We start from the raw sequence: 25,323 nt of genomic DNA, 5'->3' as shown, positions 1-25,323 counted from the left end.
AAGTTAAGCCTTTGCCTGTAAGTGCTGCCACTCTTCAAACTCAGGTTTCAGAAGCGAGTGCATCACCGAATCTTCCAGCACGCCATCAACCATGTAGTGGTTGCGAAGAAGCCCTTCGCGCTTAAACCCAAACCTGCTAACCAGCTGCAACGACGCTACATTGTAGGTGGCAACCAAGGCCTCCACACGGTAAAGCTCCATGCGCTCAAAACCATAGGCAAGTACAGCCGCAAGCGCTTCCGTCATCAGACCTTTGTTTTTGTATGCCTCATCGGTTATCGTATACCCTATCTCAGCGCGTTTGTGGCTCGTAACCCAGGTATGGTAATCGCAGCGGCCAATATTCCGGTTTGTTTCCTTATCAAGTAAATGAAAGCCTTTAAAGTTGTAGTAGTTCGTGGTCAGGCCTTTTTCATAACGCTGCACAGCCTCTTCGTATTCTGCGTCATCGTTAATGCCCAGGTACGATTTTATGTCTTCCTCAGAAAGCTGCTCAAACAATTGCTTATACTTTTCAGGGGTTAACTCGCGCAGGTAAAGCCGTTTGGTTTCGAGTATTGTAGGAGGGGAGATGGCAGAAATGGTCATAGTTTTGCAAAGTATAAACGCAGCGGCTGTTTTCTGTAAATATACTTATACTATTGCTTAGTTGTTGAGGAGCGCCGCCGCTAAATGGAATAAAGTGCAACTATGGTGCTAACCTGTTGCCCAACTGCCAATACGGGCAGGCAAAGATTTTAAACCAAAGCGTGCGGCTGCTGCCAGCCACTACCAACAGCGGCAAAACTTATCAAACCTAGTTAGCTTCTTTGTCAAGTTTAACTCGTTTGTATGCTAACCCTGGTCCATCGCAAATGTTCCATTCGTTCAGCAGTATTTGATCGGATTTAAACGACAGTCTTTCGATTGGCTCTACTGTGCAGTTGCCGATAAGTTCGTGGTCGTTCTCGTAGGTTAACAACAGGTAATTTACACCGGATACAACTTCTACTTTATAGGTGCCGGAGGCTGAAGTTGCTACACCAAGCAGCTCTCTTGTTTTTGTGAAGCTGCCGTTTGCGTTAAGTATGTAAAACTCCTGCCAGGACATGTTAGTGCCTGTTAAGGGGGGCATGTTAGCGATATTACCAGACTGACTTACAAGCTGCCATTTCTGAGGGTATTGGTCAGATGCAAAACTAGTTTGCTTTGGATTGAGTGCATCATCCTCTTTAGAGCAGGAAGTTAGTGCGCAAAGCAGCAGCAGGGCAAACAGTACATTTTTCATAACCAGATGATGAAGTATAACCTTATGATCCTAAATTGCTTGCAAAGGTTGCAGGTAAAGAATCTGAATGCCTGAAGTTTTTTAGTAACTGCCGTTATACTTCCTGATAAACCACTCGATGCATACAAAACCCAGTAGCAGGAAAAACAGCCATTTAAGATCAACCAGGTCTTTCAGCTCTTCGGAACTATAAATTTTGGCTTTGTGGTTGGCATTTAGAATATCCTGCTCCAGTTGCTGCAGCTGGGCCGGGTAGTAAAGTTTAGAGCCGGTGTTGCTGGCCAGTTGATAAAGCAGGTTGTGGTCCGCTACCGAGTTGAGGGCTTCCAACTGCAGTTCTTCAACTACAAATTCGCCTTTATCCTGTTGCATTTGCCCGTTAATTTTGGCAGAAGCGGTGTAAGTGTAGCGGCCACCAGCAAGTGTGCCGATGTTTGTTCCAACCTGGTTTTCGCCGTTGGCAAAGTTAAAACGCTTGGTTTCGCCTTCGTCGCTTTTTATACTTAAGGTTATGTTCTGGCCGTAAATCGGTTCAAGCGCTTCGTTGTAAGCCTCTGCGTTAAAGCGAATCTCGTCTGAGCTGGTATACTCTGTTTGCACCGGGTACACGTTCAAACGCTTTTTGTTGCGTGGTGCGCTCAGCAATTGGATCAGGTTTGTGATGAGCTTATCGTATACTTCAGGCTGCTCGTTGTTGGCGTTTTCGGTGATGCGCCATTGCCAGATACCAGATGCAAGTAAAGTTGCGTTGCGTTTATCGCCGGAGGTTTGCACGGCCAGCATCGGTTTATTTGTTTTTACGCGACCAACCTGCTGGTAAAGCACTACTTCTGTATTTGAGTTTACGCGCACATCGCCAAAAGGCACCCGGGCAGGTGGGTACTGCAGCAGCCGCTCAGGGGCAGCCTCCGGTAATTTAAATGTGGTAAAGTTGGCATTTGCCACAGGTGTTACTTCGTCGGTTTGGCCGTTGCTGCTGATGCTCAGGCCCACGTTCAGGCGGTTGTAGTCGTTCAGGTCGCTTTGCGGGCCAAGTATGTAAAGTGCAGGCAAGCCTTTTTGGCGCACCAGGTTAAGGGCAGCCTCTCCGCCCGGTACCCGGCCCGGTAGTTGGTGCAGCACCGCCACATCATAATCCTGCTGCTTTAGCTGTGTAAGGCCGGGTATGTACAGCTCCGTTTCGTAGTTCTCATTCGACTCTATGGCAGCACGGATTGCCTTAATATCAGGATGCGGGGCAGCTGCGGCAACAAGAATTTTTATCTTGCCTTTTACTACATCAATGTAAGCGTGCTTGGTGTTGTTGAGTGTGGTAAACTCGCCTTGCAGCGGCTGTACTTCTATTACATAATGGCGCTTGCCCAAGCCAGATGCCAGCACCTGGAAGGGCACCTGCTGCACCGGTTGGTTTGGCCGCAGAGTTACGGTTTTGCTGGCGATGGCCTTACCGTTCTCCTTAAGTATAACATTTGCAGACTTTCCACCAAAGCCCTCCTGTTGCAGCTCCACCTCCAACGGAAAACGGTTTCCGCTATAGTTTACCTTATTGTAGCGCAACGATGCAACCAGCACATCTTTTTTAGGAATGGTATCACCCACCGCCACAGGGTATAAAGTATAGCCGTAGTTGCTGTAGGTCGGCGACATGCCCTGGTTTACAATACCATCAGACAGCAATACCACGCCTGCCAGGTTCTGCTCGGTGTACTCGTTCTGCACATCGGCCAGCAACTGGCTCAGGTTGGTTGTTTCGGAAGTATAAGCCAGGTTATTTATACTTTGCTGCGTATTATTGGCAAGCGTTCTCACTTCTGTTTTATAGCCGGCATCCTGCAACTTGGCAAGTATACCTTGTAGCCCTTGCTCTGCCTGCTGCAGCTGCACCGAATCCGAGAACAGCTTTACGGACTGCGAATTGTCCAGGGCAAAAACGATGGTAGGCTCTTGGGTGGTGTTAGAAACATAACGCACCAGCGGGCCGAGTAGCAGAAAACAAATAAAACTTACTACTACAAAGCGCAGCGCAGCCAATGCATAGTTTATACTTTTAGGCCACGGTGTACGCTTGCTGTATAGTAACCAGGCGTAGAGCAGGCCTACGGCCAGGCAGGCAAGTATAAGCCAGGGTGAGTATGTGGTTATGAGGCGAAACGAGTTCAAAGTATAGTTTATAAATGCTGCATTATGAGTGGTTGTACGGCTGATTCTGAAAAGCTACACGGCCGAATTTAATTTTTGTATCCACAATATCGATGTATTTAAAATTACCGGAAACAGTAACTGCGTTTTCAGTATAGTTTACGATTGCTTGCTCTGTACCAAACCGGTTACCAAACCACCTTAGGAAACTGCTTGTTGGCTCCAGTACTGTAATGGTTTGCTGCGTATTTTTGATGCGCATGCCGTTCTTCTGCAATAAATCTACTGCCCAGCCAGCAACGTGTGCCGTATCAGCAACCTCTGTAATTGTAAACGTATGTTTACGGCCATTGTATGCACCTATCACCCCATTTATCAGCGGTAAAATAAAAAGGATGGGTCCAGAAGATCGTATATGGTCCTTTAGCGGCTCTCCCTGGTTAAAAAGCAGGTAAAATGCTGCGACCAACAGCAGCATTAAAAGCAGTATCAAGAGCCAGAACTTCAGGAATACGCTGAATTTAGGGGAATGCGCGTACGTGTGGGTTTTCATATGTTCGTTTTAGCAGGTTAGCATATAGAGCAACTGAGAATAAATATAAAACAAAAAGGCCATTGCGGCTAACGAATACGGAAGGGCATTGGCCTTATAATAGTATGATTACTACTCTATTCACCTAGAAGACTGGTTTTTGAAGTCTACTTTACCGAATTTGAGTTTTGTGTCTAAAATATCGATGTACCTAAAGTTTCCTGTTGCTATCACCTCGTTTTCAGTTGCACTAATCGTAATCAATTCCGCTCCGAACCAATTATCAAATGCCCTGAAAATTTTTTTCCCGGACTCCAGAACAGTACTATTGCCCGCTGCAGATTTTATGCGCATGCCCTTCTGCTGCAGCAGCTCCACAGCCCAGTTTGCTACATGAGCCGTATCATTTATCTCTGAAATGATGAAGTCATGTTTGCGGGTAGAAAAGGCAAAGGCGGCAGCATTGAATACCGGAATAAAAAAGTAGAAATACAGAAATGAGCTTAGATACTCGGTAAATGCCTTGTCGTTTTCAAGCAGCAGGTAAAAGCCAACAGTTAAAACAGAGAACAGCCCAAACATCAAAGCAAAGTATAACAAGAAGGATTTAAAAGCTGGCTTGTAAGCTAAAATTTCTGTTTTCATATTTTAAGCTTTATAAGGGTTAGGTAATGAACGGCAAGTATAAATATAAAACAAAAAGGCCAATGCTGCTAACATAAACTGCTACAGCATTGGCCTTTTAGATGATGAATTCCGAATTGGTAAGTTGATAGATTCAGAATCGGAAGATCCTTATTATGTTAACATACCGCCGTCTACCTGCAAGGTCTGGCCGGTAATGTAAGCCGACTCGTCGGATGCCAGGAACACAGCTGCTTTGGCCACGTCCTCTGGTGAACCGCCACGCTTCAACGGAATCGCTTTTCTCCACTCGTCCACTACTTTCTGGTCAAGCTCGCCAGTCATTTCGGTTTCGATAAAGCCAGGGGCAATAGCGTTGCAACGAATGTTGCGCGAGCCCAGCTCCAGCGCCACAGATTTTGTGAATCCAATGATACCAGCCTTAGAAGCCGCATAGTTCGCCTGCCCGGCGTTGCCTTTTATGCCCACTACAGAAGTAATGTTGATAACAGAGCCTACTTTAGCGCGCATCATGTGCTTGGTGGCTGCCTTGGTCACGTTAAATACAGATTTCAGGTTGGTGTTGATCACCGCATCCCATTGCTCCTCGTTCATGCGCATCAGCAGGCCGTCGCGGGTAATGCCGGCGTTGTTTACCACGATGTCGATCTTGCCGAACTCTTTTACCACATCCTCTACCAACTGCTCTGCCTGCGCCGTGTTAGAGGCATCAGAACGGTAGCCTTTTGCCACACCGCCGTTAGCAGACAATTCCTGCTCAAGGGCCTGTCCTTTTTCTACACTTGATAGGTAGGTAAACGCTACCTGGGCACCAGCCTCTACAAATTTCTCTGCAATGGCTCGGCCTATTCCTTTTGATGCTCCAGTAACCAGAGCTACTTTTCCTTCTAATGCTTTCATAGAGGCCAAAGTTATAAAAAGAAATGTTTATTGCGAAAGCGCTTTACGATAGTACTTGAAAGCGGCTTCCAAATAACTGGTTTATAAGTGTTTGTTTAAAATATGCTGAAGCTATGATAGAAGTATAACAGCTGCCGAGAGTTGTTGAAGTGCTATGTTGACTAAAGTTAAAACTATTGTAACATATTTATAATCTGATTATTGTGTGCGTTTTCATTTTTATTTCTATCGGTTAAAGCATATTTTCGTGTCGATTTTCCAACCAAAGGTATTTTTTAGTGATGTTTAAACGTAGTAAAGGGCTTGCCACCCTACTAGCTTTAGCGCTTTTATTTTGCATTATTGCGGCGCGCTTGCTTACCCCCAGTACAGACCAGGCCATGGCCCGCCAAAACGAGTCCAAACCTAAGCTGAACGCAAGTAAAACAGAGAAAAAACCTGCCCCGATAGTCTATGGAATCCCTACGGATACATTGGGTATAATAGAAGATGAAGTAAAGCGCGGTGAAAACCTATCCGAAATACTAGCGAAGTATAACATTTCCCCAACACAAGTATATAACCTTGCACAAAAAGCAAAAGCTGTTTACAGCGTACGCCGCATTGCAGCCAAAAGCAGCTATACTATACTTCATGCTTTAGACTCTGCCCAAACAGCACGCTACTTTATTTATGAGCCCAACCCGGTAGAGTATGTGATTTATGACCTGCGCGGCGAAACAGAGGTAACGCACATCAAGCGCGAGATAGAAGTAGTAGAACGCACACTTGCCGGCGAAATCAAAAGCTCTTTGTTCGAGGATATGGTTGCAGCCGGAGGATCGGCACAGTTAGTTAACAAGTTTGCCGACATCTATGCCTGGCGCCTGAACCTGAGCCACCTGCAGCCCGGCGATAAGTTCAAGCTCATCTATGATGAAAAAGTAGTTAACGGCACTACCATTGGCTACGGAGAACTAAAGTCTGCTGTATTTGAGCACAATGGGCAGGAAGTGTACGCCATTGGTTACGATCAGGGCAACGGCATGGGCTACTACGACGAGAAGGGGCAGAGCTTGAAAAGAGCTTTCCTGAAAGAACCATTGGAGTATAGCCGCATCAGTTCCCGTTTTTCCATGAAACGTTTTCATCCGGTGCAGAAACGCTACAAGGCACACCTGGGTACAGATTTTGCCGCACCACGTGGCACCCCGATCCGTACGGTAGGAGACGGAAAGGTGTTAGAGGCTCGGTATACCAGCGGAAATGGTTACTACGTTAAAATCCAGCATAACAAAACCTATACTACCCAATACCTGCACATGTCTAAGTTTGCAAAAGGCATAAGAGCAGGTGCGCGTGTAAAACAAGGGCAAACTATTGGCTATGTAGGCAGCACCGGCCTTGCCACTGGCCCGCATCTTTGCTACCGCTTCTGGAAAAATGGCAAACAGGTAGATGCGCTCCGTGTAAAATTACCTACTGCAGACCCGATCAGGAAAAAGAATATGGAATCGTTTACTGCTTTAAAGGAAGAGACGGTACGCAGGATGGAAGCTATTGACATGAATGACGTGAAGCAGCCTTTGCTTGCTGCAGATAGAGCTAAAGAACCTACTGATGCATAAAATTTACTAAGATTTATACTTTGCAAGAGGCGCTGATAAAGCGCCTCTTCTGTTTTATACGTTTAGGTAGTCAGTTCAATTAAAGAACAGGGTTTCCTGTAGTACCGGGTCAAACCACCCCTGGCCTCTCCCTAGCCAAGGCAGGGAACTCTGACCTTACGCTAGTTAAAGTATAAGCTCACTTCTTCCAAGTTACTTTCAGGATGATAAAATAGAGCAGGCTGGTATTGTGGTAATGACAGTTGAATCAGTAGGAGATATTCCCCGCCTTAGCTAAGGAGAGGATAGGGGTGGTTTGACCCGGATTTCTAAAGCAAAAAAGGTTAGAAAGTATAAATTAACTTTCCAACCTTTAAACTCTTTAACCCCAGGGGTACTCTATTGGCAGTACTTCTTCAGATACAGGTCGGCTTCTTTTAAGCCAAGCGATTTGGCTTTGGACCAGTCGGAGCAGGCGCCAGCTTTGTCGCCGAGGTTATACTTGGGCGCACCACGGTTGTAGTAGGCTTGCTCATACTTCGGGTCAAGTGCGATGGCTGTAGTATAATCTGCGATGGCGCCGCTGAAATCTCTCAGGCCATAGCGCACAAGGCCGCGGTTATTGTAAGCTTTGTAGTCCTTTGGGTCCAGATCAATTCCTTTGTTATAGTCAAGTAAGGCGCTGCGGTAGTCTTTCAGGTTATACTTGGCGAGGCCACGGCTAAGGTATGCCTCGGTATACTTTGGGTCAATGGCAATAGCTTTAGTGAAGTCTTCGATAGCTTCGCGGTAGTTGTGCAGCCTGTCTTTGGCCACACCACGATTGGTTAATGTAGGCGCGTGTTTTGGCTCCTGCTTCAATACCTCGTTATAGTCTTTGATTGCTTCGGCATACTTGCCGGCTTTAAACTTATCGTTGCCGCTGATAAAATAATCTTTCGCCGACTTTTGTGCCAGCGCTGAAAAAGAGACAAGTATAAGAAGTATGAGCGGTAGAATTTTTGTCATGCAAGAGGGCTGATGTTTACTGCAAAAATGCAAAGTACAGCACTTGGGCACAATCTTGAAAGCTATTTCTGTATTTTATGCTTTTTTCGCTGCATCATACAATTATCCTCTTTGCATTGTACTATAAACAAGTATGGCTCTTAGCCGTTTTGTGAAGTTGGGATTATCCGTTAATTTTGCTCATCAACTTTAAATAAGAGACTATGGCATCAAAATACGATTTAGTAGTGCTTGGTAGTGGCCCAGGCGGTTATGTGGCTGCAATTCGTGCGTCGCAACTGGGTATGAAAGTGGGCGTTATCGAGCGTGAGTCGCTTGGTGGCATCTGCCTGAACTGGGGTTGTATCCCGACAAAAGCATTGCTGAAGAGCGCAAACGTGTTCGAATATATCAACCATGCCGCTGACTACGGAATTACTATAGGAGATGCTTCTGTAGATTTTAACGCTGTTGTGAAGCGTAGCCGCGGTGTGGCAGACGGCATGAGCAAAGGCATCCAGTTCCTGTTCCGCAAGAACAAGATCGATGCGATTATGGGTACTGGTAAAATCGTTGGCAAAGGTAAAATTGAAGTTACCGACGCTGACGGCAAAAAAGATACAGTAGAGGCTACAAACATTATCATTGCAACCGGCGCGCGTTCACGCGAGCTTCCTAACCTGCCGATCGATGGCAAAAAGATCATCGGTTACCGCCAGGCAATGGCTTTGGATAAAAAGCCTGAGTCTATGGTAGTGGTAGGGTCTGGTGCTATCGGTGTGGAGTTTGCATACTTCTACAACGCGATGGGCACTAAGGTAACCATTGTGGAGTACATGCCGAACATTGTTCCTGTTGAGGACGAAGAAGTGTCACGTCAGTTGTCTAAGTCATTCCGTAAGTCTGGCATCGATATCATGACGGATTCTTCGGTAGAGGCTGTGGATACAAGCGGCGACATCTGCAAGGTAAAAGTTAAAACTGCCAAAGGCGAGCAGACTTTAGAGGCAGAGGTTGTACTTTCTGCGGTTGGTATCCAGACAAACCTGGAGAACATCGGCTTAGAGGAGCTTGGCATTAGTGTAGACAGAAGCCGTGTTGTGGTTGATGAGTTCTACAAAACAAATGTAGATGGCATTTATGCGATCGGCGATATTGTACCTGGTCCGGCATTGGCACACGTTGCTTCTGCAGAGGGTATTATCTGCGTAGAGAAAATAGCTGGCCATAGCCCAGAGCCATTAAACTACGGCAACATACCTGGCTGTACGTATTGCTCTCCGGAGATTGCTTCGGTTGGATTAACTGAGAAAGCTGCGCGTGAGCAAGGCCTGGATATCAAAGTTGGCAAATTCCCGTTCTCTGCATCCGGTAAGGCAAGTGCAGCTGGCGCGAAAGACGGTTTTGTAAAAGTTATTTTTGATGCCAAGTATGGCGAGTTCCTGGGCGCGCACATGATCGGTGCTAACGTAACGGAGATGATCGCTGAGGTAGTAGTTGCCCGTAAGCTGGAGACTACTGGCCATGAGATCATTAAGTCGGTACACCCGCACCCAACCATGAGCGAGGCTATTATGGAGGCTGCTGCTGCTGCTTACGACGAGGTAATTCACTTGTAATTAATCCGGCTCGCAAGAGTATTAAGCAAGAATATAAAGGGGTTGGTCGAAAATTCGGCCAGCCCCTTTTGCTTTGTGGTGCATTAGAGCTGCGTTTGTTTTTTCTTTGCACTAAAATCAGGCTGCTAAACGGCCTGATGCGCAAACCAAAACCTACCACTATGAAAAAATTATTCCTGCTTCTGCTGGCTGTGCTGCTATGCACATTCTCTTACGCCCAAACCGATACCGTACGTGTATCAACCAAAGGCATTCGCATAAAGCAAGTAAAGGCTGGCACACGCCAGTATTTGGTTACCATACAAACACCACAAGCCCCAAACGTGCTAAGGCAGTCGCTTTGGAACCGCAATGTTAGCTTTGAGAACTACCAGGGCAAAGAGCGGATGGTGGTGCGCCAAAACTGGATCGGAGCCGATACGCTTTCCAACAGAACCATACTTACCGTTTGCGAAAAAGACTTCACACCCATTTACCAGACCAGCACCTCGGCACGCGGAACAGCGGCCTTTAACTTTGAGAAAGGCCGTATTGTAGGTGCCGACTCTGTCAAAAGCAATGGTTTTAAAGGCTTTGCCATGCCATCGCCGGAGCCTACGTTTGACTGGGAGCTGGACATGGAGTTTTTTGAAAGCCTGCCTCTAAAAGCCAACACCGTTTTCCTGATCAATTTCTACCACCCGGGCAGCACAACCGGTCCGCAGTATTACGCTTATAAAGTTGTAGGCTCCGAAAAACTGCTTACTGTTAATAATGCCACCACCGACTGCTGGCTACTGCGCATCGATTACAGCTCTACCAGCCACGCTACATTTTGGGTAAGTAAAAAGGCGCATGAGGTGCTGAAGATGGAGGAAGTCTTTAACGGGACCAGGCGTAATAAAATTAAACTTAGCACGACAGCCGGAAAGTATATTTAAGCCTGTTCATACTTTGCAGGCAACCGCACGCAACGTGTACCTATACTTCCAGGTCTTTGGCTTGAATACTGTTTTGGAAGTATAGCAATTTGTCCAATCCAATTATACCTATAACCTATACCTATGAAAAAACTATTTCTGCTGGCGTTTCTGGCGCTGGCCTTTACCTCCTGCGATAAAGATGAAAGCGAAGCAGTAGAACCAGTTGCCATTGTACACAAAGAAATCAAGGCTACGTTTAAGTATACTTTACCGATCAGGGTAGATATAAACAATGATGGCCAGGATGATTTTTCTTTCGGGAATGTGCTGGTTTCTGACTCTTATGGGGCGCACAACCTGTTTTACATAAGGCCGCTGGCGCACAACCAGGTGCTCCTGAATATGAACGATGAAATAGCGATTGGAAACTGGAGTGCAGCCCTGAAAGCAAATGATGTGGTGCAGGAAGATCAGATAAATAATCTGAAATGGGTAAGAGGAACCGGGTTTCTGCTTGACCTGCGTAAGCCGGATGCCACCCACACATTTTATGAGGGACCGCTTTCAGATAAGGCGCCGCTTTATATAGGGGTAAGGCTAGAGAAAAATGGCGGCTACCATACAGGTTGGGTAAAGCTGAACTATGCCATGGGTAGTGAGGAGGTGGAGGTAACAGATGCGGCCTTTAATCCGCTATCTATGCAAATACTAAAAGCCGGGCAACGGTAATACTTAAGGTGAATCAAAAGCGTAAAAGGCAGGTAATTGTAACCTGCCTTTTACGCTTTGGCATACATAAAGGATCCGGAGAAATTTATTATTGGCAGTACTAGAGGTTGCATTGTTAAGATTCCGTTTTTATCTTGGGGTTTAAGGTTTCCATGCTATTTTAATCGGAACTTATACTTACATTGTAGGCTTATATGAATGACTCGCCGACGATCTTCTCCAATAGTTTAAGGTTTTGTAATCAGTTTAGGCATCTATTAAACATCCTCTGGTAACAACTCCTATGAATAAGAAAAGCAAAATTAAATTTGTCTCAAAAGACAGAAACCTGTTCTTTGCCACGCTGCGCAAACGCGTTGATAATTACTTTGAAGAAAACAACCTCTCGAAAAACGCCAACTCAGAAATGATAGTGAAAAGCGTGGTGCTGTTATCGTGCTACGTACTTCCGTTTATATACCTGCTGGCCTTCCAGCCATCATTGCCTGTAAGTCTACTTTTGTGGTTTTTGATGGGGTTGGGTGTGGCTGGTATAGGCATGAGTATTATGCACGATGCCAACCACGGAGCTTACTCTAAAAACAAGCATGTTAATTTCTGGATGGGCCATACGTTGAACCTTGTTGGCGGCTCGGCCTTTAACTGGAAACTTCAGCATAACATACTGCACCATACTTACACCAACGTTATCGACCTGGACGAAGACATTCAGGATAGATTGGTGCTGCGCTTTTCGCCGCATACTAACGTGAAGTTTTACCACAAGATACAATGGATTTATGCGTTCCTGTTTTACGGTTTACTTACACTTTACTGGGTAGTAGCCAAAGACTTTGTGCAGTATTTCCTGTTCATCAAAAATGGCGTTAACTCAAACTCAGATGCCGAGAACAAGAAGTTCTTGCTTAAGGTGATAACCATGAAACTGTTGTACTTCCTTGTGTTTCTGGTGATGCCTACTTTACTTTTCGGTATTCCGTTCCTGCACGTGTTGTTAGGCTTCTTGCTGATGCACTTTGTGGCAGGCATTATACTTACGGTTGTTTTCCAGCTGGCGCATACAGTAGAGGGTACCTCGCACCCGCGCCCCGACGAAAACGGTAACATAGAAAACGACTGGGCCATACACCAGATGAACACCACCGTAAATTTTGCCCGCGATAACAAATTTATCAACTGGTATGTAGGCGGGTTAAACTTCCAGATCGAGCACCACCTTTTCCCGCGTATCTGCCATGTGCATTACCCGGCCATAGCACATATCGTAAAAGCTACTGCCGAAGAATATGGTATACCTTACATGGAGAATAAAACCTTCTGGCAGGCTGTTCGCTCTCACATTGCCACGCTGCGCCGCTTCGGTAAACTGCCCAGCTTAAACGAGGCTATAGGCTAAGGCCGGAAACAAAGAAATTCACAGGAACAGGTTATACAGCTTGTTCCTGTTTTTTTTTATGGGGTGCTATACTTGGTTTGAGAGCTGGCACATGCTAAAAACTAACTATAGGAACTGAGCATACTTACCTTTACCTTTGTGCCACAATTAATATCTCTACCTGCTAAAATAGAACCTTAATTTACTTTATTAGGTTAAGTAGAGACAGGATGAGCAAGGAGCACGATTGTTGCTAAATTTTCAGTTGAAAAGAGCTTGTTCATCAAAGCTTACGCTGTGCCGGAATTTGCCGTGCCCAGCCTTTTGTACTGAAACATCATTTAATGACATTCGAGAATTTAAACCTGATTGAGCCAATCCTAAAAGCTCTTAAAACAGAAGGATACACAACACCAACTCCCATTCAGGCACAAGCCATCCCTTACATACTGCAGCAGCGCGACATCTTAGGATGCGCACAGACAGGTACTGGTAAAACAGCGGCTTTCTCTATTCCTATTCTGCAGTTGCTGCACGCGCAGCCTCAGAACGGACCAAAGAAAATAAGGGCGCTTATACTTACACCAACACGCGAGCTGGCTATCCAGATCGGGGAAAGCATGAGAGCCTACGGCAAGAACACAGGCCTGAAGCATACTGTTATATTTGGTGGTGTGCCGCAACGCCCGCAAACCGATGCCCTTAGAGCCGGTGTGGATATTCTGGTGGCAACGCCAGGCCGTATGCTGGATTTGATGGCACAGAAATTTATTAGCCTAAGCCACCTGCAACTGTTTGTACTTGATGAGGCAGACCGCATGCTGGACATGGGTTTTGTGCATGACGTGAAAAAGGTGCTGAAGGTATTACCGGAGAAAAAGCAGTCGCTGTTCTTCTCTGCTACCATGGCGCCTGAAATCATGAAACTGGCTGATACTATTCTGGTAGATCCTGCCAAGGTGGAAGTAACGCCGGTATCATCTACGGCCAACACCATTCAGCAGAAGGTATACTATGTAAAGAAATCAGATAAGAAGAACCTGCTGATACACCTGTTGAAAGACGGTGAGATAGACAGAGCCTTGGTATTTACCCGCACAAAACACGGTGCCGACAGAGTAGCCAAAGACATGACCAAAGCCGGAGTACAGGCAGAGGCAATCCATGGCAACAAATCTCAGAATGCAAGAGTGCGTGCTTTAGATAACTTTAAAAAGAGCCAGACACGTGTACTCGTAGCTACCGATATTGCCGCACGCGGTATTGACGTTGATGACCTGAGCCACGTGATAAACTACGAATTGCCGAACGAGCCTGAAACGTACGTGCACCGCATTGGCCGTACCGGTCGTGCAGGGGCAAGTGGCGTAGCCTTATCGTTTTGCGATGCCGAAGAAACTGCTTACCTGGTAGGTATACAAAAGCTGATCTCTAAGTCGGTGCCCGTGGTAGATAACCACCCGTACCCGATGACGGCCAAAGATTTTGCTGAGGCGGCCAGTACTGTAAAACAACAGAAGCAAAAAGGTGGCAACGGTGGCAGAAGCCGCTGGGGCAACAAACCTTCTGGTAGTGGCAATGCTGGAGGGCAGAGCAGAGGCAATAATGGCGGCGGCCAGCGTACAGGCGGCAGCCGTAGCAATGGTAACCGTAACAGAACGCATCAGGCAAGCTAAAATCCTAATTAACAAAGTATAAAAAAAATCCTGCCGGTATTAAGCCAGCAGGACTTTTTTTATGTTGGACTTTAACCTTACAGGAGCTGTGCATACAGCAAAGCCTGGCGAGCAATTTTTTATAAAACTAAACAAGGAGCATGCTCTTCTATAGATAATCTATCAAGGTTTATAGTTACCGGTTATCGTTCAGTTGCTTGTTTTCATACTTCTCGTTTCGCTTCTTGTTTTTCTTTTTGTCTTTTTTGCGACCAATGGCACCGCCACCCACGGCACCTGCTGCGCCACCAACTACGGCTCCGGTAGTGCCACCTACAGCGGCACCTGTTGCCGCACCAGCTGCACCACCAATTACAGCGCCTTTTTTCTTACTGCTCCAACTGTCTGTGCCAGCGCAACTGCCTAGTAAAAATACACTTAGAAGTATGTATATAAATCCTTTTAAAGTTTTCATAGCTTTTGAGTTTAATAAATATTGTACGGCCATTGTACGACGCGCAACGTGTTGTGGTTTAAGTTATAAGGTGTAATAGATAGCTGGTTGTTTTTATAAAAGGCTATTAGATAGAGTGTTACGCAATAGTGAAACCTCAGGAGCAAACCCGATTTAGCGCTGCCAAGAGTCAGGAGAATTGCATAACTTGCAGCCTCAAATTAGCATTCATTGCACCTTCAAAGTATGGCTTCCCGTAAAGCTGTACTACAATTTACAAACGTTCATACTTTCCCCATGCCTGCTATCAACATTACGCCCTGCACCACCACAGACCTGCATACCTTACAGGATATCGCCATCAACTCGTACGGCGACCATTATTTATACTTGTGGTACGATGGCGGCATGTGGTATATAAACAGATGCTTTAGCGAGGATGCCCTAAAGAAAGAGCTTGAGGACGAAAATACCGCTTTCTTTCTCATCTATGAGCAGGAGGAGCTGGTGGGGTTTCTCAAACTGAACATCAATGCTGAAATAGAAGGCTATACGGCACAGGAGGCGCTGGAGCTGGAGCGTATTTACCTGGTTAAAACGGCATCGGGCAAGGGCATTGGCCGCGAAGCGATGACCTTTACAAAGAAGTATGCACAAGACCTGGGCAAGAAAGTTATCTGGCTAAAAGCCATGGACAGCAGCAAATCGGTGGCTTTTTATGAGCAGAACGGGTTTGAAAAGTGCGGCACCTATACCCTCAACTTTGAAGCCATGAAGGAAGAGTACCGTGGCATGTATGTGATGAAGTTGGAACTGGCTTAACTGACCAAAACATAAATTTACTGATGGTTAAACATTTAATGTAGATACATTGTTATATTTGCAGCACCTAAACCATCTGCTGCAGAAACAGTAAACGGTATTTAGGTCAATAGTAAAGTACCACATGAGAGTAGCTACAAACAGAGCAGGCGCAAAACCAAGGGTTGCGCACAAGGCCTTCCTCCCTAAGCTGGGTGCCGGGAATATGTTGCTACAAGCATGTAATGGTAGCTGAAGCTAAATAAATTAATCTAAAGCACACAGCTGCAGGCCGGGGATACCATGGTCTGCTTTTCTTTTTTATAGCCTCAACAAGGCTGAACACAAATGGATAAGAGACAACAGAATATAATCATATTTATACTTGGCGCTTTGGCAGCCTTAGGGCCGTTTGCCATCGACATGTACCTGCCAGGTTTCCCGGCTATTGCCAAAGATCTGCGCACCGATATTTCGCATGTGGCGCTGTCGCTTACGAGTTACTTTGTCGGTATATCAGTAGGGCAGCTTATATATGGGCCTTTAGTAGACAGGTTTGGACGCAAAAAGCCGTTGCTGATAGGCTTAAGTCTGTTTATAGTAGCAGCCGTAGGTTGTGCCTTTGTACCTACTGTAGAGTGGCTGATAGCGCTGCGCCTGCTGCTGGCCCTGGGAGGTTGCGTGGGTATGGTAGCCAGTAGGGCAGTAGTGCGCGATGTGTTCCCGGTTAAGGATATACCAAAGGCTTTCTCGATGTTGATGCTGGTGATGGGTGTAGCGCCTATCGTGGCACCAACTATTGGTGGGTTTGTAACAGCGCACTTAGGCTGGCGCTATATTTTTGCTGTATTGGCGGCCATAGGCGTGGCAGTAATGCTCCTGATCGTTTTCCTGCTGCCCGAAAGTAAAGGGCCGGACAAAACCATATCGCTTAAGCCGAAAAGTGTTTTGAACGAATTTATGGGAGTACTTAAAAATCCTGTTTTTGTGACTTATGCCTTTGCTACCAGTACGGCACAGGCTGGTATGTTCGCTTACATTGCAGGGTCTCCTTTTGTGTTTATGGAAATCTTCGGATTAACTGAAACGCAGTTTGGCTGGGCCTTCGGTATGAATGCATTCGGTTACATTGCCGGCAGCCAGTTTAACAACTTAATGCTCCGTAAACGTACCTCTGCGCAGATAACCTTAGGTTCAGGTGTTGTGCAGTTCACGGCGGGCATGCTGCTGCTGTTTGGCAATTACTTTGGCTATCTTAATGCCGCCGGTTCGCTTATACTTATCTTCAGCTATATGTTTTGCCTGGGTGTGTTGGGGCCAAATGCATCGGCGCTGGCGCTGGCGCCTTTTGCACGAAACGCCGGTAGTGCCTCGGCGCTAATGGGAAGTGCCCAAATGGCAACCGGGGCCATTGCCTCGGTACTGGTAAGTACATTGCATAACAACACCGCTATACCTATGATGGCTGTTATGGCTGGCGCAACAATTATTAGTCTGGGCCTGCTGCTTGGGTTTAAAAATTACTCAAAACATAGCCTCCAGCTTCATCCACAGGACCAGGTATAATTTAGCTATTTAAAATAAGGCCTCGCATACGTATACTTTGGTGAGTACAAAAGCACTTAGGAGGAGTAAAATCAACTGAAAAGTATAGCAACTTAAAGTATAGCAACAAACTCGAAACCACTTATACTTATTACAAAACCTTGAGCAACACCCTGGATATATTGATAGTTGGCGGAGGACCAATTGGCCTGGCTTGCGGCATAGAAGCAAAAAAAGCAGGCTTAAGCTATGTAATCATTGAAAAAGGCTGCCTTGTAAATTCGCTGTTCAACTACCCCCTGCACATGACCTTCTTCTCCACCGCCGATAGGCTGGAGATTGGTGGTTACCCGTTTCCGTCTATCCACTCAAAGCCAAACCGCATGGAGGCGCTGGAGTATTACCGCCGTGTAACTGATGTGAGCGATCTGAACATACGCTTGTTTGAGGAGGTGCAGAGTATAAAGCCAGGTGCTGAAGAAGTGTACAGCGTAAGTACGGCTAAAGGCAAGTATAAAGCACGCCATATTGTTATCGCTACTGGGTTCTACGACATCCCGAACCTGCTGAATATACCCGGTGAAGACTTGCCGAAAGTAAAGCATTATTACTACGATCCGCACTTTTTTTACAAGCAGAAGGTGCTGGTGGTGGGGGCCAACAACTCTGCGGCCGATGTAGCCTTGGAAACATGGCGAAGAGGGGCAGAGGTATCTATGGTAATCAGGCAACCGGAACTGCAAAGTATAAAATACTGGGTAAAGCCAGACCTGCAAAACCGTATCGACGAGGGGGCCATAAAAGCATACTTTAACGCTAACTTAACAGAAGTACGAGAGCAGGAAGTAGACCTGCAGACAGCTGAGGGCAAGCTCACAATAGAAAACGATTACGTAATGGCCATGACGGGCTACCAACCGAACTTCTCCTTTTTGGAAAAGGTTGGCATTGAGCTCTCTGATGATGCATTGCGCCACCCCACACACAATCCCGAAACCATGGAGACCAATATGCCGCGCATGTACCTGGCCGGTGTAGTATGCGGTGGTATGGATACAAGGGTGTGGTTTATCGAAAACTCAAGGGTGCATGCTGTTAAGATTGTGCAACACATACTAGAACAGGCAAAAGTAAGCAGTTAGTTTTGCTCTGCCGGCAGATGTTGCTTGGTGCGGCTAACCAAGTATACTCCCACAAAAATCATTAAAGCGTACAGCGCCTTTTGCATGGTAAAAACATCTTTGCCAAAACCTACCGCAATAAGTATGGCCAGCACCGGCTGCAAGTAAATATAAGCTCCTACCAGCGATGGGTTAGCATAGCGCAAAGCCCAGGTGTTGAACAGGTAAGCGATAATAGTTACCGCAACCACCATGAAAAGTATAGCTAACCAGATCGAAGTCGGAAATGCGCTATAACTTGGCTGCTGCACCTCTACCCACCCAAACGGGATAACAATAACGGCACCCACGGCAAAGATGCGGCTCACAATTGTAATGGCTTTATACTTCTGCATCAGCGGCTTTACCAGTACCAGGTACATGCCAAACGAGATGGCGTTTACAATGATCAGGATGTCACCCCAAATGTTGCCTGCTGTACTTGCGCTGCCCGAGGTAGAGATAAGCAGCAAAGCTCCGGCGCAGGATACCACAATGCCCGATACCTTGCGCATACTTACCCGCTCCTTTAAAAGTATAGCCGAGAAAATAAGTACAATTACCGGCACAATCACCATTAAAAGTGCCGCGTTGATAGGAACTGTAAGGTTTAGCCCCGCAAAAAAACAGAGTTGGTTGATGGCAATGCCCGTTACACCGCAAAGTATAGACCGCACATTATCCGCCCAACCCACAATTTTCTCCTTTACAACTATCCGGGCAAATACGCCGAAAAATAGAGCCGCTGACACCACCCTTATCACAATCAATCCGAAAGGGCCAACATAAGCGGGCATTACTTCTTTGGCGATGCTGTAGTTGCTGCCGTAGATCAATGCCACCAAAAAAAGCGCCCCATGCACCTGCACCTGTCTGTTCATGGGTGCAAAGGTACGTGCTAATTTTCGTAGCTCCGTATAAGGATGGAAACAATTAAATACTGCTGCACCTATGAATTATATGCAAAATATACCGCTTACAGTAAGGCGTGCTATTGAGGTGATGGGGCTTTTCTTTTTAGGGTGGATAATAGTACTCGGTAAAGGAGTATTGGCACCTATACTAATGGCTTTCTTTCTTAGCATCATGCTGCTGCCACTCTACCGCTTTTTCAGAAAGTATAAATTCCCGGAAATGCTGGCCATCGCAATTAGTTTACTCACCTTATTTGTTGTTGCAGGCCTTATCATATGGTTTTTCTCTGCCCAGATAAGCAGCCTGGTACAGGATTTCCCAACCATCCAGAAGAACGTAACAAACCACCTGAATGCCCTTAGTGCATGGGTGGGCAGGCACTCGCCATATTCTACAGCAGAGCAAATGGAGTTTATACGTACGCGCAGCAGCGGGTTGTTGAGCTATGCGGGTAATCTGCTAAGCGGTGCGGCGCTTTCTGTCACGTCGGTTTTCGTGTTTGTGGCTTTGCTGCCTATCTATATTTTCCTGTTGCTGTTTTACCGTAACCTGTTGTTGCGCTTCGTGTTTCTGTGGTTTCCTGAGGAGATGCACGGTAAAGTTGGTGAGGCGCTGCACGAAATGCAGATCATCATTAAGAGCTACCTGTTTGGCCTGCTGATACAGGTAAGCTACATGACTGTTTTGCTGGGCGGCATCCTGTTGATAATAGGTATAAAGCATGCACTCCTGATCGGTTTGATCTTTGCCTTTCTGAACCTGATCCCGTACGTGGGCGCTTTGCTCGGAAACATAATCGGGGTGTTGCTTACGCTGGCCTCGTCGTCGGAGCTTTGGCCTATACTTGCTGTGTTGGGCACAATTGCCGGTGTGCAGTTTCTGGATAATAACATCCTGATGCCCCGCATTGTCGGCTCTAAAGTAAAAATCAATGCCCTTGCCACCATTGTGGGCGTGCTGGTGGGCGGCGAGATAGCGGGAATAGCGGGTATGTTTCTGTCGTTGCCGATAATTGCCATCCTTAAGATCATCTTTGACCGAAGCAGGAGCTTCAGGCAATGGGGAGTGCTTTTTGGCGACGAGAGGCCAGACGCAAACCCTATGAAAGAACCTGAGTTGAGAGATAAAAGCGAGGCTACACAGCAGCAGCTGCAACGGGAAAATAAAGTAGAGCCTCCACACAAGGATACCTAACCAGGTAGGATGCTTTATAGTAACACTTGAAAAACATGGCAGAACGTACGTGTGCCAAAGTATAACTGTAAAGCGAAAGCCAGCTGTTTTGGAAGCAGGTAAGGCATAATCTTTAAGCTCAATTTCGTAGCTTTGTTAACAACCGATTCCGGAGAAAGTAGAGAGTAAATGAATCACCCGAACATACCTTTGGCCGAACGCATGCGGCCACACAACCTGGACCAATATTACGGACAAAAACACTTGGTGGGGCCAACAGGCATCCTGCGCCGCTACATTGAGGGCGGTGTAATACCAAGTATGATATTGTGGGGGCCTCCGGGTGTTGGTAAAACCACGCTGGCCAACATTATCGCCAACCAGATGAAAGTGCCATTCGTAGCGCTGAGTGCCATAAATGCTGGCGTAAAAGATATACGCGAGGTAATAGAACAGGCTAAAAAGCGACAGGGAACTGTACTGTTTATCGACGAGATCCATCGTTTTAACAAGTCGCAGCAGGATGCCTTGTTGGGGGCCGTAGAGAAAGGTACTGTTACGCTGGTGGGTGCCACTACCGAAAACCCATCTTTCGAGGTAATTTCGGCCTTGCTGTCCCGGTGCCAGGTATACATACTCAAACACCTTACTAAAGACGAATTAGTAGAGCTGGTTGATAAGGCGCTGGAGCAGGACGAGTGGATGCGCCACCGAAACGTGCGGGTGCAGGAGTATGAGGCGCTGCTTACCATATCAGGTGGCGATGCCCGTAAGCTGCTGAACCTGCTGGAGATTGTAGCGGAGGGTGTGAAAGGCGATGAGGTAGCAGTTACAAACGACCTGGTAAAGCAGGTGGCGCAGCAAAACATTGTGATGTATGATAAGTCCGGTGAAATGCACTATGACTTGGTTTCGGCTTATATCAAATCTATTCGCGGCTCTGACCCAAATGCGGCAGTATACTGGCTAGCACGCATGATTGAGGGTGGTGAGGACCCTAAGTTTATTGCAAGGCGCTTGCTTATTGCGGCATCCGAGGATATTGGCTTGGCTAACTCCAATGCGTTGCTTATGGCTACATCGTGTTTCCAGGCGGTGCAGATGATCGGGTACCCGGAGGCAGAAATCATACTTTCGCAATGCACGGTTTACCTGGCAACATCGCCTAAAAGCAATGCTAGCTACAAAGCCATTAAAACAGCCCGCGCGCTGGTGCAGCAAACAGGTAACCTGCCTGTGCCGCTGCACATACGCAATGCGCCAACCAAGCTGATGAAGGAGATAGGTTACGGCAACGATTACAAATATGCCCATGATTACGAAGGCAATTTTGTGCAGCAGGAATTTATGCCGCAGGAGCTAAGCAACACACCGCTTTACCAGCCCGGCAACAATGCCCGCGAGTGCGAAATGCTAAAGCAATTGCAGGCGCAATGGGGTAAAAAGTACCGTTATTAATCTGGATGCCTTTTCTGATCATTGGTGCAATTATATAGTATAGCAACTTGATTTTCAGTTTTATAAGAAGTGTTTCCAGCTGAAGGATCTGGAATCATCAACTTAAAATAACTTTGCTTTAACACCCGGTAAAAAAATAAGAAGCAAGGACAAACGAAGCATGAACAGGCTACTATTTATACTTTTATTTTTATTGCAAACAGCCTTTTACATTGTATGGGAGCAAATGGGCTACAGCTTTGGCAGCGTATTTATTTTTGTAGGCACCATGGTGCTGGTATACTTCAGGAGGCGCTATTTGCAAATGCTCCCTTATTGGGCAGGCAACCTCTCCGATATACCAAAATACTTTAAGTTGCCTTAAATAGTAGCAGGTAAGTTTTAAAGTAAGATGAAGATTGTGCAGGTCTTGGTAGCAGCTGTGTTAAGATACAGCCATTTAGCCATCCAGCAGTTATAAATCTATTGGTCTATAAAATGCATAGGTTAGTCGAGAAGGGAAGCAGGAGTTGAACTATATGCGTTATTTTTGTTTATTGTAGTGTGAGGCTACGTATAGCAGCACAATCAACGAAGTATAACAAACACTAAAATCCATATGTTGAATTTTCTTAAATATGTGCTGGCCACTATTGTGGGCATGCTCATATTCTTCTTCATCAGTATACTTATACTGGTTGGCATTGCAGCTAGCGCATCCTCCGATGACGAAGTAAAAGTTAAAGAGGCCTCTGTGCTGGAGCTTAAATTTGATAAGCCTATTGTAGAACGCGACCCTAAAAGTCCATTCGCAGAACTTGGCTTCTCTTTTGGCGGCTTCTCCAGCTCTGATGGGCTGGACGAGATAAAAGCAGCCATCCGCAGGGCAAAAACAGACGATAATGTGAAAGGCATTTTCCTTAACATGACTTTTGTAGATGCAGGAATGGGTAAACTGGAGGAAATCCGTAACGAGCTGATTGACTTTAAGGAGTCAGGTAAGTTTGTGGTTTCTTACTCCGATCTGTCTACAGAAAAAGCATATTACCTGGCATCTGTAGCTGATAAAATTTACCTGAACCCATTGGCTACTATCGAGTTTAATGGCATGAGCTCGGAGATGTTCTTCTTTAAAAAGATGTTGGATAAACTGAACATCGAAGCGCAGATCTTTAAAGTAGGTACTTACAAAAGCGCCGTAGAACCTTTCTTCCTGGAAAAAGCCAGCGAGGCAAACCGCGAGCAGCTAAACTCTTTCCTGAATTCCATTAACGATTACCAACTGCAGAACATCGCCAAAGCCAGAAAAATTGATGTAGCGGAGCTGAAGAATGTGCAGGATAACCTGTTGGTGCGCAACCCGGATGATGCCAAGCGCTACAAGCTGATAACAGACATCGGTTACTTTGACGAAGCCATCGCTTACATGAAAAACGAGACCGGCAAAGAGGAAAAGGATAAACTGGAACTGGTAGAGCTATCGAAGTATAAAAAAGTAAAGGACAAGAATGTAAGCACCTCTAAAAACCGTATTGCCGTTATTTATGCTGAAGGCGATATTGTGGATGGTGAAGGTGACGAAGACAACATTGGTGGCCGTAAGTATGCAGAGGCTATCCGTGATGCCCGTATGGATGAGAACGTGAAAGCCATTGTGCTGCGCATCAGCTCACCGGGCGGAAGTGCCCTTGCCTCAGATGTGATGTGGCGCGAGATTCAGCTTACTAAAGGCGTGAAGCCAATAATTGCCTCTATGTCTGATGTGGCTGCCTCTGGAGGATATTACATGGCCATGGGCTGCGATACGATTGTGGCGCACCCCAACACCATTACCGGAAGTATAGGTGTTTTTGGTGTGATACCTAACATACAGGGCTTCCTGAATGAAAAGCTGGGCATTACTGTAGATCACGTAAGCACGGGCAAATTCTCGGAGGCTCCTACAATTACGCGCCCGATGACGGCAGCTGAAAAGGAGATTGTGCAAAATCAGATAGACCAGATTTACGAAACCTTTACAAGCAAAGCTGCAAAAGGCCGTAACATGACCCAGGACAAGCTAAAGGAGTATGCCTCTGGTAGAGTATGGTCTGGCACAGAAGCCAAGCAGCGCAACCTGGTGGATGTATACGGTGGCCTGGAAACAGCCATTGAGATAGCTGCCAAGAGAGCCGGTGTTGCCGATGATTTCCGTTTGAAGGAGTTGCCTGCCCGAAAATCTTTCTTTAGCGAAATGCTGGGCGACATGAGCGCACAGGCAAAAGAGCAGTCTGTTAAGGCTGAACTTGGAGAGCTTTACCCATATTATAAACTGTACAAGAAAGTAGAAACCATAAAAGGTGTGCAGGCGCGCATGCCTTACGAGTTAAGCGTTCAGTAAACAATCATCAAGTGTATTTCTGAGCCTAAGCATCAGGAAGCCACACTTATCAAGTATAAAAACCGCCTTTGGGTTTAACACCTAAAGGCGGTTTTGTTTTTGGGGCAGCCTATTTTTTTGCAACTTGCCGGTCCATTTATACTTCCTTCAGCAGGTGCTTTCAGAAGTATAAATGCAGTTATGCGGTAACGTATACTTATGAGCAAAGTCATTTTAATACCGGACAGGATTGAATTACTTTGCACGCTTATATTCGCTTAGTCACTCATTCAAATTTTTACAAACCAGCACATGATGCAGCTTTTAAAAGAATCTACCAGCTATATACAGAAACAAATAGGCGATTTTGCTCCTGAGTTCGGGGTTATACTTGGCACCGGCCTTGGCGCCCTTGTAAACGATATCGAAGTACAGTATGCGCTTTCTTATGCCGATATCCCAAACTTTCCGGTATCAACCGTAGAAAGCCACTCCGGTAAGCTAATCTTCGGTAAGCTGGCCGATAGACCAGTTGTTGTTATGCAGGGTCGCTTTCATTATTACGAAGGCTATACCATGGACCAGGTTGTTTTTCCGGTGCGTGTTATGAAGCTGCTGGGCGTTAAAAAGCTGTTTGTGTCTAATGCAGCCGGCGGCCTTAACCCAAGCTTTAACACCAGCGATTTAATGGTGATCACGGACCATATCAACCTGCAGCCAAGTAACCCGCTTATCGGTAAAAACCACAACGAGCTGGGCCCTCGCTTCCCGGACATGAGTGATGTGTATGACGAAGAAATGGTGCGCCAGGCCATGATCGTAGCCGAGGATGCAGACTTCGATATTCGTGAAGGGGTTTACGTTAGTGTGCCAGGCCCTATGCTGGAAACACCTGCAGAGTATAAATACTTAAGTATAATTGGTGCGGATGCCGTGGGCATGTCTACGGTGCCGGAGGTAATTGCTGCCCGCCACATGGGTATGCCGGTGTTTGCTGTTTCGGTTATTACAGACTTGTGCACACCGGATAAACTAAAGAAAGTTGTTTTAGCTGATATTCTGGAAGCGGCAGCCATTGCAGAACCACGCATGACGCATCTGATTAAAGAGTTGATCAGGTTGCAGTAGGCCATCGGCCACCCA

23 protein-coding genes are annotated in these 25,323 nt (G+C 46.3%); 14 read left to right on the top strand and 9 right to left on the bottom strand.

Annotated elements, in window-relative coordinates; genetic code table 11:
* Nucleotides 1-3 precede the first annotated feature (3 nt).
* The 6 genes from Q1A23_RS13195 to fabG form a co-directional block, all read right to left on the bottom strand.
* Complete coding sequence (locus tag Q1A23_RS13195) at nt 4-588, bottom strand: GNAT family protein (RefSeq protein ID WP_299824066.1); 585 nt, start codon at nt 586-588, stop codon at nt 4-6.
* 208 nt (nt 589-796) lie between these two features.
* The gene (locus Q1A23_RS13190) at nt 797-1,267 is read right to left on the bottom strand and encodes a hypothetical protein (protein WP_299824065.1); all 471 of its coding nucleotides are present in this window, start codon (nt 1,265-1,267) and stop codon (nt 797-799) included.
* Between the two features lie 81 nt (nt 1,268-1,348).
* Nucleotides 1,349-3,427 (bottom strand): VWA domain-containing protein, encoded by a 2,079-nt coding sequence (locus tag Q1A23_RS13185; protein ID WP_299824063.1) that lies wholly within the window; start codon nt 3,425-3,427, stop codon nt 1,349-1,351.
* A 22-nt stretch (nt 3,428-3,449) separates the two neighbouring features.
* Nucleotides 3,450-3,959 (bottom strand): hypothetical protein, encoded by a 510-nt coding sequence (locus tag Q1A23_RS13180; protein WP_299824061.1) that lies wholly within the window; start codon nt 3,957-3,959, stop codon nt 3,450-3,452.
* A gap of 120 nt (nt 3,960-4,079) precedes the next feature.
* Nucleotides 4,080-4,583 carry a hypothetical protein gene (locus Q1A23_RS13175; RefSeq protein ID WP_299824059.1) on the bottom strand — a complete coding sequence of 168 codons (504 nt, stop codon included), beginning with the start codon at nt 4,581-4,583 and terminating at the stop codon, nt 4,080-4,082.
* A 153-nt stretch (nt 4,584-4,736) separates the two neighbouring features.
* Nucleotides 4,737-5,483 (bottom strand): 3-oxoacyl-[acyl-carrier-protein] reductase, encoded by a 747-nt coding sequence (gene fabG, locus Q1A23_RS13170; protein WP_299824057.1) that lies wholly within the window; start codon nt 5,481-5,483, stop codon nt 4,737-4,739.
* Between the two features lie 281 nt (nt 5,484-5,764).
* On the opposite strand from fabG, the gene Q1A23_RS13165 reads away from it, so the two are divergent.
* Entirely contained in the window at nt 5,765-7,090 is a 1,326-nt protein-coding gene (locus tag Q1A23_RS13165) for a peptidoglycan DD-metalloendopeptidase family protein (protein ID WP_299824055.1), read from the top strand.
* Between the two features lie 378 nt (nt 7,091-7,468).
* Here the strand turns inward: Q1A23_RS13165 and Q1A23_RS13160 are convergent, their stop codons facing one another.
* Nucleotides 7,469-8,077, bottom strand: coding sequence for a tetratricopeptide repeat protein (locus tag Q1A23_RS13160; protein ID WP_299824053.1), 609 nt, complete (start codon nt 8,075-8,077; stop codon nt 7,469-7,471).
* A 203-nt stretch (nt 8,078-8,280) separates the two neighbouring features.
* Between Q1A23_RS13160 and lpdA the strand changes: the two genes are divergently transcribed.
* The 5 genes from lpdA to Q1A23_RS13135 all read left to right on the top strand — a co-directional run bounded on the left by lpdA (nt 8,281) and on the right by Q1A23_RS13135 (nt 14,357).
* A complete protein-coding gene (gene lpdA / locus Q1A23_RS13155) occupies nt 8,281-9,675 on the top strand; it encodes a dihydrolipoyl dehydrogenase (RefSeq protein WP_299824052.1) in 1,395 nt (464 codons plus the stop codon).
* 161 nt (nt 9,676-9,836) lie between these two features.
* Nucleotides 9,837-10,595 (top strand): hypothetical protein, encoded by a 759-nt coding sequence (locus Q1A23_RS13150; protein WP_299824051.1) that lies wholly within the window; start codon nt 9,837-9,839, stop codon nt 10,593-10,595.
* A 123-nt stretch (nt 10,596-10,718) separates the two neighbouring features.
* On the top strand, nt 10,719-11,306 hold the full coding sequence (locus Q1A23_RS13145; protein ID WP_299824049.1) for a hypothetical protein: 588 nt from the start codon (nt 10,719-10,721) through the stop codon (nt 11,304-11,306).
* A 283-nt stretch (nt 11,307-11,589) separates the two neighbouring features.
* Entirely contained in the window at nt 11,590-12,702 is a 1,113-nt protein-coding gene (locus Q1A23_RS13140) for an acyl-CoA desaturase (RefSeq protein ID WP_299824048.1), read from the top strand.
* A 323-nt stretch (nt 12,703-13,025) separates the two neighbouring features.
* The gene (locus tag Q1A23_RS13135) at nt 13,026-14,357 is read left to right on the top strand and encodes a DEAD/DEAH box helicase (protein WP_299824046.1); all 1,332 of its coding nucleotides are present in this window, start codon (nt 13,026-13,028) and stop codon (nt 14,355-14,357) included.
* Nucleotides 14,358-14,532: 175 nt separating this feature from the next.
* On the opposite strand, the gene Q1A23_RS13130 is transcribed toward Q1A23_RS13135, so the two are convergent.
* Complete coding sequence (locus Q1A23_RS13130) at nt 14,533-14,811, bottom strand: glycine zipper domain-containing protein (RefSeq protein WP_299824043.1); 279 nt, start codon at nt 14,809-14,811, stop codon at nt 14,533-14,535.
* A 225-nt stretch (nt 14,812-15,036) separates the two neighbouring features.
* Here Q1A23_RS13130 and Q1A23_RS13125 point away from each other — a divergent pair, with 225 nt between their 5' ends.
* The 3 genes from Q1A23_RS13125 (at nt 15,037) to Q1A23_RS13115 (ending at nt 18,278) form a co-directional block, all read left to right on the top strand.
* A complete protein-coding gene (locus Q1A23_RS13125; protein ID WP_299824041.1) occupies nt 15,037-15,612 on the top strand; it encodes a GNAT family N-acetyltransferase in 576 nt (191 codons plus the stop codon).
* A gap of 327 nt (nt 15,613-15,939) precedes the next feature.
* Complete coding sequence (locus tag Q1A23_RS13120) at nt 15,940-17,157, top strand: multidrug effflux MFS transporter (RefSeq protein ID WP_299824039.1); 1,218 nt, start codon at nt 15,940-15,942, stop codon at nt 17,155-17,157.
* Nucleotides 17,158-17,297: 140 nt separating this feature from the next.
* Nucleotides 17,298-18,278 (top strand): YpdA family putative bacillithiol disulfide reductase, encoded by a 981-nt coding sequence (locus Q1A23_RS13115; protein WP_299824037.1) that lies wholly within the window; start codon nt 17,298-17,300, stop codon nt 18,276-18,278.
* On the opposite strand, the gene Q1A23_RS13110 is transcribed toward Q1A23_RS13115, so the two are convergent.
* Complete coding sequence (locus Q1A23_RS13110; RefSeq protein WP_299824035.1) at nt 18,275-19,177, bottom strand: DMT family transporter; 903 nt, start codon at nt 19,175-19,177, stop codon at nt 18,275-18,277. The two genes, Q1A23_RS13115 and Q1A23_RS13110, sit on opposite strands and share 4 nt — an antisense overlap.
* 70 nt (nt 19,178-19,247) lie before the next feature.
* Between Q1A23_RS13110 and Q1A23_RS13105 the strand changes: the two genes are divergently transcribed.
* The 5 genes from Q1A23_RS13105 (at nt 19,248) to Q1A23_RS13085 (ending at nt 25,308) form a co-directional block, all read left to right on the top strand.
* Nucleotides 19,248-20,405 carry an AI-2E family transporter gene (locus Q1A23_RS13105; protein WP_299824033.1) on the top strand — a complete coding sequence of 386 codons (1,158 nt, stop codon included), beginning with the start codon at nt 19,248-19,250 and terminating at the stop codon, nt 20,403-20,405.
* Nucleotides 20,406-20,573: 168 nt separating this feature from the next.
* Entirely contained in the window at nt 20,574-21,842 is a 1,269-nt protein-coding gene (locus tag Q1A23_RS13100) for a replication-associated recombination protein A (protein WP_299824032.1), read from the top strand.
* 160 nt (nt 21,843-22,002) lie between these two features.
* Nucleotides 22,003-22,206, top strand: a complete 204-nt coding sequence (locus tag Q1A23_RS13095; protein ID WP_299824030.1) for a hypothetical protein — start codon at nt 22,003-22,005, stop codon at nt 22,204-22,206.
* A 234-nt stretch (nt 22,207-22,440) separates the two neighbouring features.
* The gene (sppA, locus tag Q1A23_RS13090) at nt 22,441-24,201 is read left to right on the top strand and encodes a signal peptide peptidase SppA (protein WP_299824028.1); all 1,761 of its coding nucleotides are present in this window, start codon (nt 22,441-22,443) and stop codon (nt 24,199-24,201) included.
* A 291-nt stretch (nt 24,202-24,492) separates the two neighbouring features.
* The gene (locus Q1A23_RS13085) at nt 24,493-25,308 is read left to right on the top strand and encodes a purine-nucleoside phosphorylase (protein ID WP_299824026.1); all 816 of its coding nucleotides are present in this window, start codon (nt 24,493-24,495) and stop codon (nt 25,306-25,308) included.
* Nucleotides 25,309-25,323: the final 15 nt, after the last annotated feature.

The organism is uncultured Pontibacter sp. (assembly GCF_947492645.1).
GTDB lineage: Bacteria > Bacteroidota > Bacteroidia > Cytophagales > Hymenobacteraceae > Pontibacter.
The sequence above is the reverse complement of the archived record's forward strand: the minus strand, read 5'-3'. Positions and strand labels throughout refer to the sequence as shown.